Here is a 20,259-nt window from a genome sequence, read left to right as displayed (position 1 = left end):
CTAATTATTAACGTTAATATTTATTTTAGTTCTGTTATCAGGTATTTTGATGAGGAGCTTGCTTCCTTTTTCGTCCCAGCTCCATTGGGTTTTGGTGGTATCTTTTTCGATATCCAGCGCATCAACTGCGAAGAAAGAGATTTCTTTTCCGTTGACCAAAACGCTTTTGGGTTTTTGCTCTGTTAAAATGCTCAAAACAAAATTCCTTTTGTCCGACTGGTGGAAACCTTTGTCCTCCGGCGAGATTTCGATATCGTAACCTGCGGCTTTTGTGGTGCAGACAATGTTGGTTCTCGAGAAAATATCTTTCAGGTAATCCTGGTTTTCGCCATCATCTTCATAAAGGCTGAAACTTGTTTTTTCATCTTCATAATTCGGGAAAATATGAAAGAAAACAGGATAATCTTTTTTCTCGTGGATGTACTGCATCACAGGCATCATTGGGATAATGGATGCTTTTTTTACAAAAATCGGGATTGTATTAAGTGGAGCTTTGTAAGCCACAGTCTGGCCACCGAGATATTCTGTTTTTTTATCATTAAAGTCGATCCACTCGCCATCGGGCAGGTAAACTCTTTTTACACGTTCGCCTTTTTTGAGAACCGGAGCAACCAGTAACTCTTCTCCGAAGATAAACTGATTATCAATCTTTGCCGCTTCTGTATCATTAGGATATTCCATAAACAATCCTCTGGTAATCGGCAGTCCGGTATCGTGCGCTTTACGAGAGTAGGTGTAAAGATAAGGAAACAACTGGTATTTCAGCTCGATGGCAGCTTTTGTATTTTTCTCTGCTACTTCGCCAAACATCCATGGTTCTACAGCATTATCGCCCTCGTGGTGTGCACGGCTTAGCGGACAGAAGACACCAAACTGCATCCATCTTGTATAGAGTTCTGCCATTGCCGGATAGTCTGTAATGTCACCACAATAGCCTGAAATATCGGTCGTCCAGAACGGAATTCCGCCTAATCCGGCAGAGATTCCCACAGCGACCTGATTTTCCATCTGTGCCCAGCCGTCGAGAACATCGTTTCCGTTTCCGCTGTCATTGGTCCAGCCAAATGTATAACGCTGTAAACCTGCATAGGCAGAACGTGTCATCTGGAAAATACGTCTGTTGGGATTGCGTTTTTCAAACTGTTCTTTTACCACTTTGTCCCAGGTTAATCCAAAAACATTATGGATCTCATCATGCATCCCGAGATGGTGCTTCATATTGAGACGGTCTGTATCTTCTTCGTTACTCCAGGCTGGTTCGCCCATATCGGTCCAGAAACCACTGATACCGTCATCCAATGGTTTTTGCTGATATTTGCCCCACCAGTCGGCCACTGCAGGCAGTGTAAAATCAACAACGCCACAATTGCCGCCCCATGGCCAAGGCATTTCGTAAGCTTTATCTGTACGGACATCTTTCACAAAATAGCCTAACTTATTGGCTTCGAGGTATTGTTTGTTATCTTTTTTAGAAATCACGGGATCCTGGGAAACAATCATTTTGAAACCATTCGCTTTCAGTTTTTTGAGCATTCCTTTGGGATCGGTGTAATTGCCTTTTCGCCATTCAAAATCCTGAAGGTTCTGCGTCCAGCCGATATCCTGATAAATAATATCAATCGGGATTTTGCGTTTACGGAATTCTGCCGCCACTTCCAGTGCCTGATTCTCTTTTGTATAAAGTCCACGGCTTTGCGCGAAACCAAGCGCCCATTTTGGAGGCATAATTGGTTGTCCCGTTAATGCAATATATTGCTGCTGAATTTCTTTGTAATCTTTACCATAAATAAAATAATACACGAAAGCGCCATCCGGAGCCTCAAAAGAATAATAGTCCTGCGACTCAGTACCGAATTTGAATTCGGATTTATAGGTGTTATCCAGGAAAATCCCGTAGCGGTAACTGCTCATAAAGAATGGGATGCTCTTGGCAATGGGATCTTCGGTAACGCTGTAGCAAGGCTTGTCGCTGTTCCACATTTTGTAGTTCTTGCCTCTGCGGTTCAGCGTCCCGGTTTTTTCGCCCAGTCCAAAGAACTGCTCATCGTTGCGCAAAACCTTGTAAGCTTTTACGGCTTTTGCATCGGAAACATGTCCCTGATCTTTGAAATCACTGAAAATCAACTTCTGATATTTATCAAAAATCTGAAGCTGCATGGGGTTTTTGTTGATCCGTATACGAAGTTTTGATGTAAAAATCTCGTATGCGGAAGTCTCTTCGTTAACAGTTACCTCACCCATATTTTCAAGCTTATCATTAACGACCGCAAAAGACGGATTGCTTCGGGTGAGCTTTCCGGATTTGTCGTACCATATTTTTACAACAGCATTGCTGTTGATGGTTAAGGATAATTTGGAACCGTCCTTACAATTAAAAATTACCTGATTCCCTTTTTTTGAATAAGACAAAACTTCACTTGCATGAAAAAAAGTCGATGAAAAGCATGTTAAAAAGAAAGCTAATATTATATTTTTCATAAAATCAATGTATTACTATGGCTAAAAAAGCCAATTTTATATTATCCTGATATAATTATAGACTGTTTCAGTTGGTCATTTATATTACAAAAATGCACCACGCAAAAAACATGGCGCATTAAAAAAATATAATATGATGTTAATATCCTGGATTTTGGGTAAGATTTGGATTTCTATCTCTTTCAATCTGCGGTACCGGTAAAAGTAAATGCTTGGTTGTAGCATTGGTTTTACCAATGGAATGAAGAAAGTTGAGTCCGTACTGCCCATTATTTACTCTGATAAGATCAAACCATCTTTGTCCTTCGAAAGCAAGTTCCATTCTTCTTTCGTGAAGCACTTTTTCTCTGAAAGCGGTCTGATTTAGACCTGAAACAGGAGAAAGCCCGGCTCTTGCTCTTACCAAATTAAGAGGAGCTTCTGCCTGAGTAGTTTGCCCAAGTTCATTTAAAGCTTCTGCTTTCATCAGTAAAACTTCGGAATATCTCATTACCGGGAAATTAAGAGGACTGTTATCATAAGATGGGAATGCAGAAAGTGGAACAACAAATTTTCTTACATTAAATCCTGTGAGTGAATAGGTGGCACTGTAATCTTTACCGTCATATTGTGGGCAACCTGTATAAAATATAGATTTTGCCTTTCGTATGTCACCTGCTTCATAACTGTTTACAAATTCTTGTGTAGGCTGATTCCAACCCCATCCGCCACCGACGAAATTAGAACCTCTTGGCCCCATAAATGTACTTGCCCAAGATGCCTGATTTTGGTCGCCCCAGAAATCATATCCTCCATTGGATGCATATTGCACTTCAAATAGAGACTCTATTGAGTTTTCTGTATTTACATTAAAATTATCAGAATAGTCAGAATTAAGAGTGTAACCCATTGTTTCTAGCTGTGTAGTGTAATCTACTGTTTTTTGCCAGTTTCCTAAGGTTAAATATACTTTTGCTAAAGCTCCCATTGCTGCTCCTTTACTTGCTCTTCCTTTGTCTGCATTACTGTATTCAGATTTTAAAGGAAGCATGGCAATCGCTTTTTCTAGGTCAGAGATAATAAGATTATACACTTCTGATTTTGGGGATCTTGCCGGATAGAGGTCACCTTCAGCATTTTGAGGCTCGGTAATTAAAGGAACATCTCCAAAAAATCTGGCGAGAATGAAATAGTAATGAGCTCTTAAAAAATAAGCTTCACCTAATGATCTGTTTTTAATATCTTCACTGATATTAAGAGTAGGAGCAATTTTAATAATAATATTGCTAGAAAGAATTCCTGGCCATGGTCCTCTCCAAAGATCTAGTACACCAGGGTTATCGGTACTTGCTACGAAATTAGCAAGCTGTGTAGTTTCTATCCCATCATCACCGCCTCCAGCTCCTACAATGCTGTTTCCTGCAAAGATGTCACTGGTCCACATCCTCATATTGTAAAGTTTTGGGCGCTGTAGAGGTTGGTAGGCACCATTAACTACCGTTACCAATTCTTCAGCTGTTTGTGGGTAGTTTCCTGTATTAATAGTGTCTGGTTGTACTTTATCTAGAAAATCATCACTACAATTAACCAAGGTAAGGGTAAGAAGTGCAAATATTGCTATTTTTATATTTTTCATTTTTTTTAAATTTTAAAATGCTATGTTTAGTCCTAAAGAAACTGTTCGTGAAATAGGGTAAGTTCCGTTATCAATTCCATTTACTGGAACTTCAGGGTCAAATCCTGAATATTTCGTCCAGGTAAGAAGGTTTTGTGCAGAAAGGAATATTTTTACCATATTCAAATTTTCTCCGAAAACTCCTTTAGGAAGAGTATAACTCAAATTAATGTTTTTGAGTTTAAGGTACGATCCATCTTCAATGTATCTATCACTTACTCTAGAGTTTTGATTGGGATCTCCAAAAATAGGTCTAGGTATAAAATTACTAGTTCCTTCGCCATTCCATCTACCCAATACAGCAGTACTTTGATTTTGAATCACCGACATAGATTCTGTGTACATTCTGTTGGCGTTATAAATGTCATTTCCATAGGATCCTTGTAAGAAAATAGTTAAATCAAAATTCTTATATGTGAATGTATTGTTTAATGAAAATGTAAATTTGGGATTGGGATCTCCGATGAATGTACGATCCTTGTCATTAATAACTCCGTCATTATTTAGGTCTTTGAAACGGATATCTCCCGGAGCTGTACTCGTAGCATAATTAGTTCCCGGTGTTTGTACTGCATGTGCGTTTACTTCAGCTTGATTTTGAAAAATACCATCTGTAACATATCCGTAGAATACGTTCACAGGATAGCCTGCTTGAATAAGCCCTATAGTGCTGTTGAAACCTGTGTTTGATACTAAAATTGGATTTTCACTATTGATAGTTTCTACATTATTTTTATTATAGGAAAAAACAAAATCCGTAGACCATTTAAAGTCTGTTTTCAAAAAGTTTTTAGTTGATAAAGTTACCTCTATACCTTTATTCTGAATTTTACCCGCATTCGTATAAGGTACATAAACATCAGAGTATCCTGAAGTTACAGGTACAGACATGGGCACAAGCATATCGTTGGTATTTTTAATATAACCATCTACGATAAGGCTAATTCTGTTGTTAAACATATCAAGATCAATCCCGGCATTAAACTGTTCTTGCCCTTCCCATTTTACATTCGGGTTAGGAAGCATGGTTGGAAGTACAGCACCTACATAAGTATTGTTGAAGTTATACAGATAGGTATTATAAGATGAAGAGAAACTGTAGTTGCCAATTTCCTGGTTACCGGTTATCCCGTATCCCAATCTAAGTTTTAGATTATTGATGGTTTTTGAATCTTTCAAAAAGTTTTCATTAGAAATTCTCCATGCAAAAGCAGCAGAAGGAAACCATCCCCATCTGTTTTCTTTTCCAAACCTTGATGATCCATCTCTACGGATCGTTGCAGTAAGGTAGTATTTATCTGCAAAACTGTAATTGGCGCGTCCTAAGTATGACATGATTGCCCATTCAGACATATTCCCATGTTGTGTAGGCTGTAATGTACCGTTGTCTATCTGCTGTGTATTGTCACTGGCAAATTTTTGTACAGATGCATTAAGGTACTTAAATTGATTGCTTTGTGAGCTGCTTCCGGCTACCACATTGACGTGATGTTTTCCAAAGGTTTTGTCATAAGTTAGGGTATTGTCCCAAAGTAAGGTGATACTTCTGTTATTTCCCTCATACAAATAAGAGTTTTCCTGAGATTTTACGCCCCATTGATATTTTGGTGACCATGTTCTGTCATCCCAAATATTTACTTCAACACCACCTAATGATTTGAATTTTAAATCTTTCAAAATATCGACTTCTCCATAGATGTTTCCCTGAAGGTTATATCCTTTGGTAGATTTATCTACTAAACTTGCTTTTCCGATTGGGTTATCAATATCACCATACAGCATTGGGTTAGTTCCGGGTCCGGCCCAGTTACCATTTTCATCATAGATTGATCTGGTAGGTAAAGATAACATGGTATTTTTTACATCATATTCTCCCTTTTTCTTTACATCGTGCTGTACTTTTAAACTGTTCCCCAACTTAAGAAAAGGCTTGATCTTTGTATCTCCATTGAGTTGTACGATAAATCGTTCATAGTCAGTGTTTAGTACCATTCCTTTTTGGTTAAAATAACTTGCAGATACGTACAAGTTACTTTTTTCGCTACGATCTCCATATGAAAGAGAGTAACTCGACATAATAGAAGGGCTAAAAAGCGCTTTGAGCCAGTCTGTACCTTTCCCCAAAGAAGCTGGATCTGCAAACTCCGGATTAGTTGAAAGTCCGGCATTTGTAAGCATTTCATTATTGAGCTGTGCATATTGAGAGGCGTCTAAAAATTTTGGCATATTGGCAACGGTTTGTACTGCGGTAAAGGTATCAAAGTTCAGAACTCCTCCTTTTGCTCCTCTTTTGGTTGTAATAATAACTACACCGTTTGCCCCTCTAGAACCATAAATAGCAGTTGAAGAAGCATCCTTTAGGATATTTATTGATTCAACATCGCTCATATTTATCTGATTTAAACCTCCGTTAAGTGGCATACCGTCTACGACAATAAGTGGATCATTATTTTTGATAGTACCGGTTCCACGTATACGAAAAGTAACGTTACTTCCTGGTTCACCAGAATTGATAACGGTAACACCGGAAGCTCTTCCCTGAATCGCCTGCCCTATATCTGCGACAGGCTGATTTGATGCTTTATTCATATTAATTACCGATACCGAACCGGTAAGATCTTTAGCTTTAGCTTTACCATAACCTATAACTACTACTTCCTCTATTTTCTTTTCGCTTAAAGTATCTTTTTCCTGTCCGTAAAGATCTCCCGAAAAGTATAGTGCAGCTATGGCTACTGTAATTTTGAGGTATTTTGAATTCATTTATAAAAGGTTTTATATAGTTGTAATTTTTCTTTTAAAAGCAATATGATTTAATTAAAAAATATTGTTAATTGTATGAATGGACAAAGCAGTTCCTTGTACTTGCAAGAAATATGTTCTCTAATCTGCGAAGAATCTGAGTAAAAAAAGGTGATGAAAATTTTTCTACATTACCTTTTAAAATTCCTTTTTTTCTACCGGAGTGATTTGTAATGCAAAAACGAAAAGTGATGTCAATACAATTTTTATTATACCATTTATTTTTAAAAATGGTAATAGAAAATCGTGAAAATAAATATTGCTTTAGCATAATTGAAATCTGCCATCATTAACAATTGTCAACAATATGTTAACTAAAAGTTAATTGGATGTTGCTAATATATTTCAATTATATATCGTGAAACGAAGACTTTATAGCTAAGGTTGTTTTAGGTAACTTTTTTTTAGTTAATAAATTTATAAAGTGTTTATTTTCATTTATTTAAATTATTTTATCAATTAATAAAAAGTAAATGTTATTGAACAGAAATAGAGCCTATATGCATAATTTTTATTTCAAATTGGTCATTGGAAACCACTGATTTTGCCTTTACTCTACTGCGATAATTATAAATAGTACGTAAAGAATATCTTAGAAAATCAGAAATCTGTTGGGTATCATTTATCCCCAATCTTATTAATGCAAAGATTCTAAGTTCAGTATTAAGAGTGCCAAAACTTAGTTCATATTTTTCTTCCGGTCTGAGTAGCTTATTAACTTCATCCACAAAATTGGGATATATTTTTAAAAAGGCTTGGTCAAAATTTTGATATAACTCATTAAGATCCATCTCATGATTTTTTTTATTATTGAGCATCTCGGAAACTTTTTGAAGCTGACCGCTCAAAAGCCTGTTGGACATTAATTTTTTATATCGGTCAAATTTTTCAAGATAACTGGAACATTGATTGATGAAGAATGCAACATACTCTTCCTTAATGTGGTTGGCTTCATCAAGCTTTGCATTGAGGATTTTGAGATCTGAATTAATTTTTGAGAGCTCATTTTTGGAACTCTTAATGGTTCTAAGATTTTTATATATAAAATATAAAGTGCCTAATAATACCAAAAGTAATAAACTGATAAAGAATATTGAAGTCCAGAGTTTTTTGTTCTGAGTATTGATAGTGTTTAAATAGGTTTCTTCAATAATGGGCTGTACTTTTCCTATCTGTATATTTCTGAAACGGGCATTGTAAAAATTAGCATCTTCTAGTGCAGACTGTATATAAGTATAGGCTCTTTCAGTATCACCTTGTTGGAATAATACAATTGCTAGCTCCTGCAAAGATCTGTTCTCTTTGGTAGAAGATTCTATATCCGAAATTGCAGAGTAGATAAGATATTTTTCCTGAGAAGATATGTTCCCGAGTTTTTGCTCGATTACCGCTTTGCAAAAACTGCCGATTGCATGAAGTCTTGTTCCTGGTTTTGTTACATTCAGAAATCTATCAATATTTTCGTTTGCCACATTCCAATTCCCGTTGATCCTGTTTTTGTGGCTTAAAAAAAGATAATAAAAAGGATCATTTTCTTTCATGGATATATATGCAGAATGATAATATATGGCAAGCTTTTCACGGTATTTTTGTCCATAAATATTGTCATCACCTGTATAATCTATGAGATTAGAATAAAGACATTCATAAGCAGAATTGTAAGGAAAGTGTAGGTCTTTAGGAATATTTTGAGGATCAATATCATCCAAAATTTCTTTAGACTCTACAAAAAGTCCAGTAGTTGAAAGCAATACGGATCTCTGAAGAAGATTTCTATATAACCATTGCTTATTATTGTTTCTTATTGCTATTTCTTTGTTTTTATCAGAATAAAGATAAGCGGAATCGCACTGATATCCCAAATAATGCTCTACTATTTGATGATTTATAGCGTAAATAGTACTGTCATTCGTCGTCTTTAGCAGTTCATTTTTAAGTTTTTTTATACTCTTCTTTTTATTGTTTTCATAATTCTTTTTTTCTTTTATTTTTTCATCCAATGTTTGCAAAAGTTTAACATTTGTACTAATTTTAGTTCTTTTTTCTCTACAAGAAAAAAACAGCAGAACAGTGCATATAATAATAAAAAATCTTTTACCTAATTGATATATCATTATTAATGTTTAATTAAAAGTTATTATAACAGCTATGAATAATTTTGTAAAACAAAAGTATTGTTTTTTATCATAGAAGTTATTATACAATAAATTATATTGTTGAAATGGCAAAAATACATATGATCTTAAAAAAAATATAAGATAATTGTAGTAATCATTGCTAGATATTTATCAGTTTTTTTTTATTGTCTTTTTAAAATAGTAAATGTTATTTTAATTACATTTATAGTATAGTCTAAATTCACTATATTTGATTTATTGCACAATGGAAACATCCTAGTTTCTTCTTAAAAAATTATCCCTAAAGAAAAATATGTATATGTCTATTTTTAAAAAAAACTATAAACCCTGTACTTAATAATTTTTTAATGATTAATATTTGAAATATGAAAAATTGTAAAAGCCTCATCGAAGCAATCAATGATTGAAGAAAACGAGGTTATGAAGAAGATCTTGAAATAAAGGATGGTGAGCTAATAAACCGTGTTTCGTCAAATTTTGTGCTTCATCCAGAGCAGTTTAGTATTGATGAAGTCTATCGGTTTGAACGGGAAACAAAGCCGGATGATAGCGGTGGCATATACGCGATCAGTTCTAAACAGGGAAAAAAAGGAATTTTATTTGATGCTTATGGTGTTTATGCTGAAAATATGCCACCTGACTTAGCTGCGAAATTAAATAGGTCATAGATTTCTCGATGTAAATTGAACCCATTCCAAGATTTTTACATTACAACATAACTATACTATAAAATATCTAATAAGTCAATAAATTAATTTTATAGCAAATTTAACTGTATGATTATTTTAGTCATTTTAATACTGATATTTCTCAATGCTTATTTTTCATTAGCTGAAATTGCCCTGATTGCCGTAAAAGAACACGAACTTAAAAAAGAGATTGATTCAGGGAATATTGCTGCACAAAAGGTTAAAATATTGATTAAAGATCCGGAGTCATTCCTGAGTGTTGTACAGGTGGGCATTACTTTATTGGGGATCATTGAGGGTATCTACGGAGGAAAGTTTGTGGCTGAAATGATTGATCCTTTTGTTTCCAGGCATTTTAATCTCTCTCCTGTGATGTTACGTGTGATAACAACTTGTTTCGGAATAGGTTTAATAACCTATCTTACGATTATCATTGGTGAATTACTTCCAAAATCCATAGCACTTCAGAGTCCTTTAAAAGTATCTTTGTGGGTAGCGCCTTCATTGGTTTTGTTTTCTCGTATCGCATTTCCATTTGTGAAATTGTTAACATTAAATACACGTTTTCTTCTCAACCTTCTAAATATACATAAAGGTGAAAATCAGAAAATTACTGAAAGTGATCTAAAGAATATGCTAAGTATAGCTTATCGTCAGGGAATCCTCAAAGAAGAAGAGCTGGTTTTGCATCAAAATATCTTTACATATGATGAACTTATCGCAGAGCAAATAATGAAACCTGCTGTTATTGTAGAAGTAATATCTTATAGTGCAAGCAGAATAAAGGTGACTGATTTTATAAAACGTAAGCCTTATTCTCATTTTCCTGTACTTGACGAGAAAACAGGCAAAATAACTGGTGTGCTTACAATAAAAGATTTCTTTTTGGAAATTAATATCCCATGGCAGAACCTTATACGTTCTCCTTTTATAATTACACCGGAAACATTGGTTAAGGATATTTTTCTCGCCTTTAAAGAAAAGAATCACGACTTTGGTCTGGTTATGGAAAAACAGACTGAATTTTTAGGTATTATTACGATGCAGGATGTTATGGAAGGTGTTTTCGGAGATATGCCGGAACGTGAAGACTACCATAAATATTTTTATAAGTTAAATGATAATACATGGATCGCAAATAGTTTTATACACCTCCAGAGAATCAGGAGAGAATTATCACTTGAGTGGATGAGAGAATATGAAATGAAATATATTACCATTGCTGAGCTGTTTTCAGGGTTGTTGCATCAATCATTTAAGGTTGGTGATCAGCTAAAGCTTTATAATGTTGTCTTTACGATAATGGAATTGGAGGCTGATTCAATAAAGAAAATAAAAATAGAGTTGTTGCCAGTGCCTTAGAATTTTACTGCATTCTCTAAAAAGTATTATTTGGTTTTTTTTAATTAATAGTGATAAAACACTGATTTTGAATGTTTAATTTATGATAGATTTAAAACCTGTAATTTTTATAGTTACCACATTAATCTGTATTTCGGCAATATCCGGCAAGATAAAAAAAATTCCCTATCCGATCTTGCTTGTTTTTATAGGTTTGCTGCTAGGTTTTATCCCGGGTCTTCCACATATTGAATTGCAACCTGAGATGGTATTTCTCCTTTTTTTACCTCCTTTATTATTTCGGGCTGCATGGAATAGTTCCTGGAAAGATTTTAAAAGGTCAATAAGACCAATATCCAGACTTGCTGTGGGGCTTGTCTTATTTACAACAATATCCGTTGCTGTGATTGCACATTACTTTATTCCGGGAATGAGCTGGCCAGTAGCATTTATCTTAGGAGCAATAGTTTCTCCACCTGATGCTGTTTCTGCCACCAGTATTATTAAGGGAGTTGGGCTTAATAAACGTATTATTACTATTCTGGAAGGCGAAAGTCTTGTGAATGATGCTTCCGCGCTTATTGCTTACAGGTACGCTTTAGCTGCCGCAGTAAGTACCGGATTTGTATTCTGGAAAGCTGGACTTCAGTTTTTATTGGTTGTATCCGGTGGTGTTGCAATTGGTTTCGTATTAGGCTATCTACTTTGTATTATTTTAAAAAGAATACACAACAACTCAATTGTTGAAAGTTCACTTCTCCTGCTTATTCCTTTTGTTTCATATCCTATTGCAGAAAATTTTCAGGTCTCCGGAGTGCTTGCTGTGGTTACGACAGGATTGGTTACCTCTTGGAAATCTTCAGAAGTATTGTCTTACCAAGGACGTACGCAATCTAATTCTATATGGGAAATGATTGTTTTTTTGCTCAACGGTATTATTTTTATTCTTATCGGCTTGCAATTATCTGAATTAATGGATACTACGGAAGGATATAGTACTTCCTCTTTAATTCAGTATGGTTTAATTATCAGCCTTGTCACAATTGTTGCCCGGTTTGTATTTGTAATACCTGCGATGTGGTTTCCATCACTGCTAGAGACCAAATTAGATAAAGAGCAAAGAAAGAATTTTGACTGGAAAAATATACTTGTGATCTCTTGGTCTGGAATGAGAGGAGTACTTTCATTAGCAACTGCAATGGCTCTTCCACTAACCCTTGATGATGGTACACCAATGCATCAACGGAAGGTGATTCTTTTTATCACTTTTGTGGTAATTGTTGTCACATTGGTAGGGCAGGGACTTACTCTCCCTCTTTTGATCAAAGTATTGAAAATAAGCTCTGAGACAGATAATGTAGAAGAAGAAAAAAAATTACGTTTATTAATTAACAGCAGTGCTTTAGATTTTATTAATGATACTTTTAAAAATGGAAAAGAAGATGGGGATAGTATTAATGAGGTTAGAAAACTTTACGAACTGAGAATTGCCTGGTTGACGGGCAGGGATTTTCGTGAAGAGAGACATAGCTCTCAAAATGGGATGGAAGACCTATCATTCCTTGAACAGGTTATTCATGTCCAGCTTATGGTGACAGAGTTTAAGCGCAAAATATTGCTGAAATTATACAGAGAAGGTTCTTATGTATCAGAAAATATCCGAAAGCTGGAAAAGGAAATGGATCTTGATGAATCAAGGCTTCGTAGTCAATTAAAGAATATCATTGATAATTAATTAACATATAATAACTCTTTACATAGTTTTGATAAGTTTAACACATTTAGCTTGATTTAATGATTTGTTGACTAGATTTATGGATTAATTCAAAAAATCAAGCACGTTTCAGTGAACCATAATATGATGGGCTAACTCCTTTGTTATTCTTATAAAAATGTGAAAAATGGCTTTCATCAATAAAGCCAAATTCATCGGCGATTTGTTTTAATGTAAATTGCCCCGACTCTAATCTCTTCTCTATCAGTGATATTTTGTATTGATTTATATATTTTCGATATCCTATCTGAAAATTTCTTTTAAAATAAGCACTAAAGTATGTGGTGGCAATATTAAAATGCAATGCGATACATTTTATTTTTATCATATCCGGTTCATAGATATGCTGATGAATATAAGATATTAATTGTTCTTTTTCAAGTAAATGATCGCTGCAATTGATAGACATATTGATCATTGTCTCCTTTATAATACCGAATAAAGATAATATCTGATAAAAAACTATTGGGGAGGTTGATATGTTTTTTACGGTATTATTATAAATCAGTATATTTTCTATTGTATGTAAAAGTATTGTTTTTGCCTCAAGAGCAAAATTCAATTTTACTTCTTTCAGGATTTTATTACTCATAATGCTTTCAGGGCTGTTGGTCATATAGTCCTGCAGCTTCCAATGATCCTTACTGCTAAAATAATCATCTGTAAACTTAACACATATTATCCGGGTTTTCTCCTCCATTATGAAATTATGCTCGTCTTCGGGTGAAATAACAAAGATATCTCCCGCTGTATAAGAAAGCTGTGTGTGATTTATATGATGTAAACCCATCCCGGAATAAATATATACAAGTTCGTAATAATTTTGACCGTGTGAGGGCAGGTGAAAATCATTTTCTTCAAAGTCCAGAATTTCCAAAGCGTTGAATTGCTTAAATTTTGCCATATGCTTAAGTACTGAATTTAAGTATGCTCAATATTTCTCTTTTTTATCTTTTCAATAATAATGGTAGCAATAAGAGATATAGCTCCTCCGGCAACAGATTCTAAAAAACGCATCAGTCCAAACTGCCAGACAATATCAAAAGCTTTATTATGAGTGCTAAGTCCCACAATAATAACAGTTATACATCCAATTTTTAAAGCGCCCGTCCATTTAAATACCGAAATAAGAATGCAGGTGAAAAATACCGAAATACCGAGGGACAAAAAAAGATTATTGGTAAAATAGATAATAACAGTGGTTAAAAGAGCTCCGATAAATGTACCCAGCAGTCGGTCTTTTATTAAGCTCTTGGCATTTTTGGGAAGATCGTCAAATACAACGATTGCGGATACGGCACACCATAATCCACTTAAATAATCATTTGAAAACCTCAATATCTTATTGATGCCTAGCCCCAAAAAATAAGAGATGAAAATTACTATTGTTAGTAACCCGGCTTTTATGACAATACTCGTGTCAGGATAATATTTAAGATTCTTTGGACTCATAACAGAATTTAGTACGATAAGATGCTGCAAATATACAAATCAATATTGTCTTTATACATGTAATGCGCATTACATCTATAGTAATTTTGTGTCAGAAAATAAAAATTTTAAGATGGTCAATTTTGTAATGATAGCTTTTTGTATAACTACGGGAATGATTTTTCGATATTTCAAGCTTATTCCTCAGGATGCACATAAAGGAATAAATACCTGGATCTTATATCTTGCACTTCCGGCAGTATCCTTTAAATATATTCCCAAGATTGAATGGAGTAGTGAAATGCTGTTTCCTGCAATTTCGCCAGTAATTGTATGGTTTGGAAGCTGGTGTTTTGTAAAGCTATATTCGCATTATAAAAATTACAGTCAGCGCTCCCGCAGCACGCTGGAATTGGCAAGCGGATATAGCAATACCTCCTTTATCGGATTTCCTCTCATTATGGCCTATTTTGGTGAGCAGGATTTAAGCATAGCGATCATTTGCGACCAGGTGATGTTCGTCCTTTTGTCAACAGCAGGAATTATATGCGCCATCAAGGGAAATCGTACTGATACAGAAGGTATCAAGGCCTCAGTTCTGGTAAAAAGACTACTCACCTTTCCTCCATTTATAGGCTGTGTCAGTGCAATTTTGCTCTCCAGGGTAATAGACCTGAGCATAGCGGAACCTTTCTTCGAAAAGCTTGCGGCAACTGTTGGTCCGTTAGCACTGTTTTCCGTTGGTTTGCAACTTAAATTCAAAGGGTGGAAACAGCAGTTTTCTCAAATTTCTATGACCATGCTTTATAAGCTGATGATTGCTCCTGCACTGGTTTTAATTATAGCATTATTGATAGGTATTAAAGGTGATGTAGCTCGTATAAGTATTTTTGAAGCAGCTATGCCGACTTTAATAACATCCAGCATTATTGCTGAGCAGTTCAGGCTAAATTCCAGACTGATCAACCTTATTATTGGCATCAGTATTCTCGTCGGATTTATCACCACTGCCTTTTGGAATATTATTATAGACTTATTGATAGCTTAGTGATCTTTATATTCAAAAAAATATTTTTTTTATACATCTTTTTAGCATGATTATACAAGTCGCCTTTCATAGATTTGGCGTAAATTTAATGTATAAATAATTAACTTTAACAAATTAAATAAAATGGGAAAATTCAGTAACAAAACAATATTTATAACAGGCGCAGGTGGTGGAATAGGGAAAGCTATAGCGTTGGCATTTGCAAAAAAAGGAGCAAATATTGCATTGGTAGATGTTAAAAAAGAATACGTAGATTCCTTAGTTGAAGAAGTTCAAGCGCTCGGGAGTAAAGCATTGGCTTTAGCTGTTGATGTAACAGATTCTCAGTCTGTAAGAGGTGCTGTGAGTGAAACTGTAGCTTTCTTTGGAACTTTAGATATAGCAGTAAATAATGCAGGAGTTGTTGGTATTGGCAGTATAGAAGAGATAGACGAGCAGGAATGGGACAGGGTTCTTTCTGTAAATGCAAAAGGTGTATTTATTTGTACCAAGGCTGTTCTGGAGGTAATGAAGCCCCAAAAAAGCGGAGCAATAATCAATACAGCTTCCATAGCAGGTAAAATGGGAATATATTTATAGAATCAACTCAATTTGATTTCAATTACGGATTTCCATAAAAATTTCATATAAAATTGATTTATTTTTGTGTAGATACTATCTCAAATTACCCCTAACTAATACTCATTATGAACACTGCACAAAAAGCACCTACTTTAAATAAGTTTACCGAAGAATTAGAAAACTTACTAAAAAAAAGAATTGGAGGTTCAGTAAATTTTAGAGGTATCTACTATCAAATATTATATGCATCTTATTTAATACTTAACGAACTCAAAGGAAGTTCCGAAAAATCAATAACAATGGAGGGTATTGAGGATGTTGACTTAAATACCTCTCAAAATATCCTTAATGGTCAACTATATACTCAAGTTAAATCATCTGTAAATAAAATGGATGCCGGAAGTTTTTGGGATTTAGGAGTATTACAAAATTTCGCTGAAACTTTTGAAATTAGTCCTAACAGCAAATTTAAGTTAGTGTATAATATGGAAATTGCTAAAGGAAACCTTCACTCTTTAATGCATAAAAAGGATTTATCTGATTTCTGGCAGACAAAATTCACCACATTAAAATACAACATAAACTATAATGATCTATTATCAAATATCTCATTTGAATATAAAACATCGACAGAATTGTTCAATGATATTCTGATTTCATTATTTAAGGACTGGGGAATAAACAAAGGAACAGAACTTCAATTTTTAAGATCATTATTTTATAATGTCTTTATTTGGTCAAAAAATAGAATTACAGTAACTAATACTGATATTATTGCCCTATTTCAGGATATAAAAGACTCTTACTCTAAAGCACCTGTTAATAATGCTATATTAAATAATTGGATCATCAAAGTTTCATATGATATTACTGAAAGTCATAATACAGAAGATTTTTATGATGGAAAAGCAGCAAGACCCGCTCATATCAAATTAGGATTACCCGTAAAAAGAAAGATTTGGCAAAAAAAAGTTTATGATAGCGTATTTGAATCAGATGTTACTGTAGTTAGATCTTCAAGCGGGCAAGGAAAATCTACCTTGGCGTGGCAAACGGGATATGATCTAAAAGAAAAAAACAATTATTCTATCTATGAATTACGAAGCTGTAAGGACTACAATGAAGCCAATTCCATTGCAGAATTTTTGGAATCCAGAATTCTAATTGGTGAAAAGCCTTTATTAATTATAGATGGATTAAATACTTTAGTAGAATCGTGGTTTGAAATAGTTTCGACAACAAGCGATTTTCCTGTAAAATATCTACTTACGACCAGACAAGAAGATTGGTTTAGATTTGGTGCTGACATTTCACGAATTAACCTAACTACTGTTGATATATCACTATCAATGGCTGAAGCCAGAGAAATGTTTGAAGAATTAAAAAGAAAAAAGAAAATACATCCGGATATTCAAAAATGGCAACCTGTGTGGGAACAGATTCATCCAAAAGGACTACTGATTGAATATACATATCTTCTCACAAGAGGTCAGATGATCGAAGAGCGACTTTCAGCACAAATAAACTATCTAGCAAATTCAGGAGCAAAATTAGAAATATTACGAATGATTTCTCTTGCGGATTGTTTAAATATTAAATTAAAAACAACAAAATTACTTAGTTATGTAAAAACGGAAATAGGATTCGAACAAGACAAAGGTGAGTTATTAAATGAATTGGAAAAAGAATATTTCCTAAATTTTGATAGTCATTTTGTAGAAGGCTTACATCCTGTTCGATCTCAACACCTAAAAGATTTATTGCACAAAAATATATCTGTAGAGGAATCTCTTAAAAACCTGTTTAAGATTATTACTGATGACTATAAACAGGATTTCTTTAATAATATTCCTTTTCTGCTTGATCAAAACTATAAGAACGAATTTTACGAAACATTAGCAGAAATAGTTTCAGAAGACTCATTAGAAAATATTGTAGTCGCTGTTGATGGCATTATGCACGCTGAACCGCATCGATATTTGAATGAAAACAGATTAGAATTTGATGAAGCATATAATATAGGAGGTATAGAGTTATTTTCTGTAACCTCTACTCCTTTCTCTGAACTGAATACCTTGGAGGAAATGTCAAATATTCTTGGTGAGCAAGGAGCTAATTTTAAACGATTATCAGATTTAAAGAAAAGATTACCTAAATATCAATTTGAAAATTCTGATGTGGTCATATTTACAAACGCTTTAAAATTAAATTTGCAAAAACGTTCTTCAGCTATTATTTCTTATAAAGGTCTTGGCTTTTTGGTAAAATGGTTTAGCCATTTAAAAATAGTCTTTAATATTCCGTCAATAAACAACAACAATATCAGTATCGATGAGCTAATAAAAATGGATTTTAGTGAAGCGAAAGAATTGATGTCTTTTTTACAATTAACTGATCCTGTTGAATATAATGATTTCATAATAAAAAATAAAGAGACGCTCTTCAGTTATCTTAAAGTCAATACTAATTCTATTATTATAGAGGACTCTGGGAATAAAATTAATATTAAATATCTTCTATTTGATCAAGATTCAAAACACGCCAATAATTTGAGTGTATCTAGGATTGAGGATATTTTTGAATTCTTTCCATTTTATGAAGAGTATTGCACTGAGGGAATAATGTTCCCGTTTCCTTCTGAAGAAATGACTACTACAGTTAGAGATGATGCACGTAAACGAATGACTCCGGCTTCAATTGGGAATTCTTTTGACATTCATCTCAACCAGATTTGGTATAACGAAATACAGAAAATGTATTTAGACTCTTCTGCTTACAGTTGGCAAGAGAGAATAATAAACATTAGAAAATTAGCTTTGGAATGGGTTAAAATTGTTACACGGATGATTGACGGATTATCAGAAGGCAACAAGAATAAAATTCAAAAAAATGTCACTGAATTACAGCAGAAAGGAGAACTTCTTAACAACACTATAAAGCTTAAGAAAAAATATCCAATTTATAAAAAGTATAATGAAAAAAATAATGCTGTCGAAGGCGAAAAAGAAATAGGCTCGTGGATTAGTTCCCTTACAAATATTAATAGTCAAATATTCAATATTTTCCTACCAAAGAAAGAACAAGACAGAAGATTGGCATTAATTAATTTCAAAGGTGTTTATTTTGACTTAGAAGCACTGCAAAATGCGTTTAGAACTATTGAAAATAAAACAATAGCTTATTTTGACTCGGAGAGCATTTGCTTAGAAGAAAATATACATTATGAAAGACTATATGCTTCAATCTTATATTATTTATCGCAAATACCTTTAGAAGATAAAATGCCTGTTCCAGTTGGGAGAAAGGCTGTTGAAGAATGGTGGATGAAGGCTAAAAACGCTAAACTTGATGACCTCAATCATTCTTTAGCAATAATTGAGGCAAGTTCTGATTTTAAATTCGTTTATCCTAATGGAATAGAAGAAACTGACACCATTACTTATTTGACAATTGGAGTAATCGATTTTAATTTTTCTGATACCCAGAGCTTGGAAAGTTTATTATTCTCATTAGGTATTTTGAGAGATTTGGATTATCAATTTATTACGATTATCAGTGTAAAAGATAATATAGCAGTTAGTGGTTTCAGAATAAATAAAGAACTCATTAATGCTTATGATAACTTAATAACCGGCGCTGAAAATATTGATATCAATTTTCCTGCACTTCCTGTTACAATTGAAGAAAAAACATTAAAAAATTTGCCAGAAGTTTTACTTCCGGAAAAATCTGTTAATGGCGATCTGGGTAAGAAATTTGAAATTTTGATTACGTTATGGAAGTTGTCAGAATTTAAAAGACATCTAAATGAAAATTCCTCTATTGAAATGAAATGGTTGAAAGGTCTTAACCTCGAATCGGAAATTAGAAACAGTTTAAATTCTTTAAACGTCTCATCCAAAAGCTTTACAAAATTCATTGGAAAAGGTTTAGAATCAAATTATACTTACCACGTTGAAGACATATCTCAAGAACTACAACAACAAATTATATCACATATATAATCTTAAATTAACAATTTCATATATGTAAATAATAATGACTTAGCAGTTATAATAAGCCAAGGACATGTGATTCATTACATAAGTACTTACAGCTAAAATATCTTATTTTTCTATCTTGACGTCAATTGATTTGCATTATTGATTAAATGAATGCTCGACCAAATAAAAATAACAAAATTTCTAAAAGAAAATCCGTACTACAATAAATATGTTTGTGCGTCTTTTTGGCTGGAGCTTTCTTTTTTTTTGTACATTTATATAACTAATAACGTTCAATTGCGTGATATCTTAAAAGCTTACAATAATAACACTCTCTACTATATCTTACCCATATAATCC

General features: G+C 33.7%; 12 protein-coding genes. 6 read left to right on the top strand and 6 right to left on the bottom strand.

The features are described 5' to 3' along the window. From FOL89_RS01255 to FOL89_RS01240, 4 genes are all read right to left on the bottom strand, one after another. Entirely contained in the window at positions 1 to 2,478 is a 2,478-nt protein-coding gene (locus FOL89_RS01255) for a glycoside hydrolase family 31 protein (RefSeq protein WP_144281032.1), read from the bottom strand. Positions 2,479 to 2,617: 139 nt separating this feature from the next. Further along, the gene (locus tag FOL89_RS01250; RefSeq protein WP_144281031.1) at positions 2,618 to 4,093 is read right to left on the bottom strand and encodes a RagB/SusD family nutrient uptake outer membrane protein; all 1,476 of its coding nucleotides are present in this window, start codon (positions 4,091 to 4,093) and stop codon (positions 2,618 to 2,620) included. A gap of 12 nt (positions 4,094 to 4,105) precedes the next feature. Continuing rightward, complete coding sequence (locus tag FOL89_RS01245; protein WP_144281030.1) at positions 4,106 to 6,895, bottom strand: SusC/RagA family TonB-linked outer membrane protein; 2,790 nt, start codon at positions 6,893 to 6,895, stop codon at positions 4,106 to 4,108. Positions 6,896 to 7,410: 515 nt separating this feature from the next. Next, positions 7,411 to 8,943 (bottom strand): DUF6377 domain-containing protein, encoded by a 1,533-nt coding sequence (locus FOL89_RS01240; protein ID WP_144281029.1) that lies wholly within the window; start codon positions 8,941 to 8,943, stop codon positions 7,411 to 7,413. 608 nt (positions 8,944 to 9,551) lie between these two features. On the opposite strand from FOL89_RS01240, the gene FOL89_RS17675 reads away from it, so the two are divergent. The 3 genes from FOL89_RS17675 (at position 9,552) to FOL89_RS01225 (ending at position 12,837) form a co-directional block, all read left to right on the top strand. Beyond that, positions 9,552 to 9,740 carry a hypothetical protein gene (locus FOL89_RS17675; RefSeq protein WP_228444837.1) on the top strand — a complete coding sequence of 63 codons (189 nt, stop codon included), beginning with the start codon at positions 9,552 to 9,554 and terminating at the stop codon, positions 9,738 to 9,740. A 108-nt stretch (positions 9,741 to 9,848) separates the two neighbouring features. Next, entirely contained in the window at positions 9,849 to 11,123 is a 1,275-nt protein-coding gene (locus FOL89_RS01230; protein WP_144281028.1) for a hemolysin family protein, read from the top strand. Between the two features lie 82 nt (positions 11,124 to 11,205). Continuing rightward, positions 11,206 to 12,837: a Na+/H+ antiporter gene (locus tag FOL89_RS01225; RefSeq protein ID WP_144281027.1), complete on the top strand. Its 1,632-nt coding sequence runs from the start codon at positions 11,206 to 11,208 to the stop codon at positions 12,835 to 12,837. A gap of 97 nt (positions 12,838 to 12,934) precedes the next feature. Here the strand turns inward: FOL89_RS01225 and FOL89_RS01220 are convergent, their stop codons facing one another. Next, positions 12,935 to 13,780, bottom strand: coding sequence for an AraC family transcriptional regulator (locus FOL89_RS01220; RefSeq protein ID WP_050022038.1), 846 nt, complete (start codon positions 13,778 to 13,780; stop codon positions 12,935 to 12,937). Between the two features lie 17 nt (positions 13,781 to 13,797). Then, a complete protein-coding gene (locus tag FOL89_RS01215; protein ID WP_144281026.1) occupies positions 13,798 to 14,328 on the bottom strand; it encodes an FUSC family protein in 531 nt (176 codons plus the stop codon). Positions 14,329 to 14,440: 112 nt separating this feature from the next. Between FOL89_RS01215 and FOL89_RS01210 the strand changes: the two genes are divergently transcribed. The 3 genes from FOL89_RS01210 to FOL89_RS01200 all read left to right on the top strand — a co-directional run bounded on the left by FOL89_RS01210 (position 14,441) and on the right by FOL89_RS01200 (position 19,920). Further along, positions 14,441 to 15,355, top strand: a complete 915-nt coding sequence (locus FOL89_RS01210; protein WP_144281025.1) for an AEC family transporter — start codon at positions 14,441 to 14,443, stop codon at positions 15,353 to 15,355. Between the two features lie 123 nt (positions 15,356 to 15,478). Beyond that, positions 15,479 to 15,934 carry an SDR family NAD(P)-dependent oxidoreductase gene (locus tag FOL89_RS01205; RefSeq protein WP_144281024.1) on the top strand — a complete coding sequence of 152 codons (456 nt, stop codon included), beginning with the start codon at positions 15,479 to 15,481 and terminating at the stop codon, positions 15,932 to 15,934. A gap of 107 nt (positions 15,935 to 16,041) precedes the next feature. After that, positions 16,042 to 19,920, top strand: a complete 3,879-nt coding sequence (locus FOL89_RS01200; protein WP_144281023.1) for a hypothetical protein — start codon at positions 16,042 to 16,044, stop codon at positions 19,918 to 19,920. The last annotated feature ends 339 nt before the right edge of the window (positions 19,921 to 20,259 follow it).

The organism is Chryseobacterium echinoideorum (genome assembly GCF_007474535.1).
In the GTDB taxonomy this organism is placed as follows: domain Bacteria; phylum Bacteroidota; class Bacteroidia; order Flavobacteriales; family Weeksellaceae; genus Chryseobacterium; species Chryseobacterium echinoideorum.
Note: the sequence above shows the minus strand (reverse complement) of the source record. Positions and strands in the feature narration are given on the sequence as shown.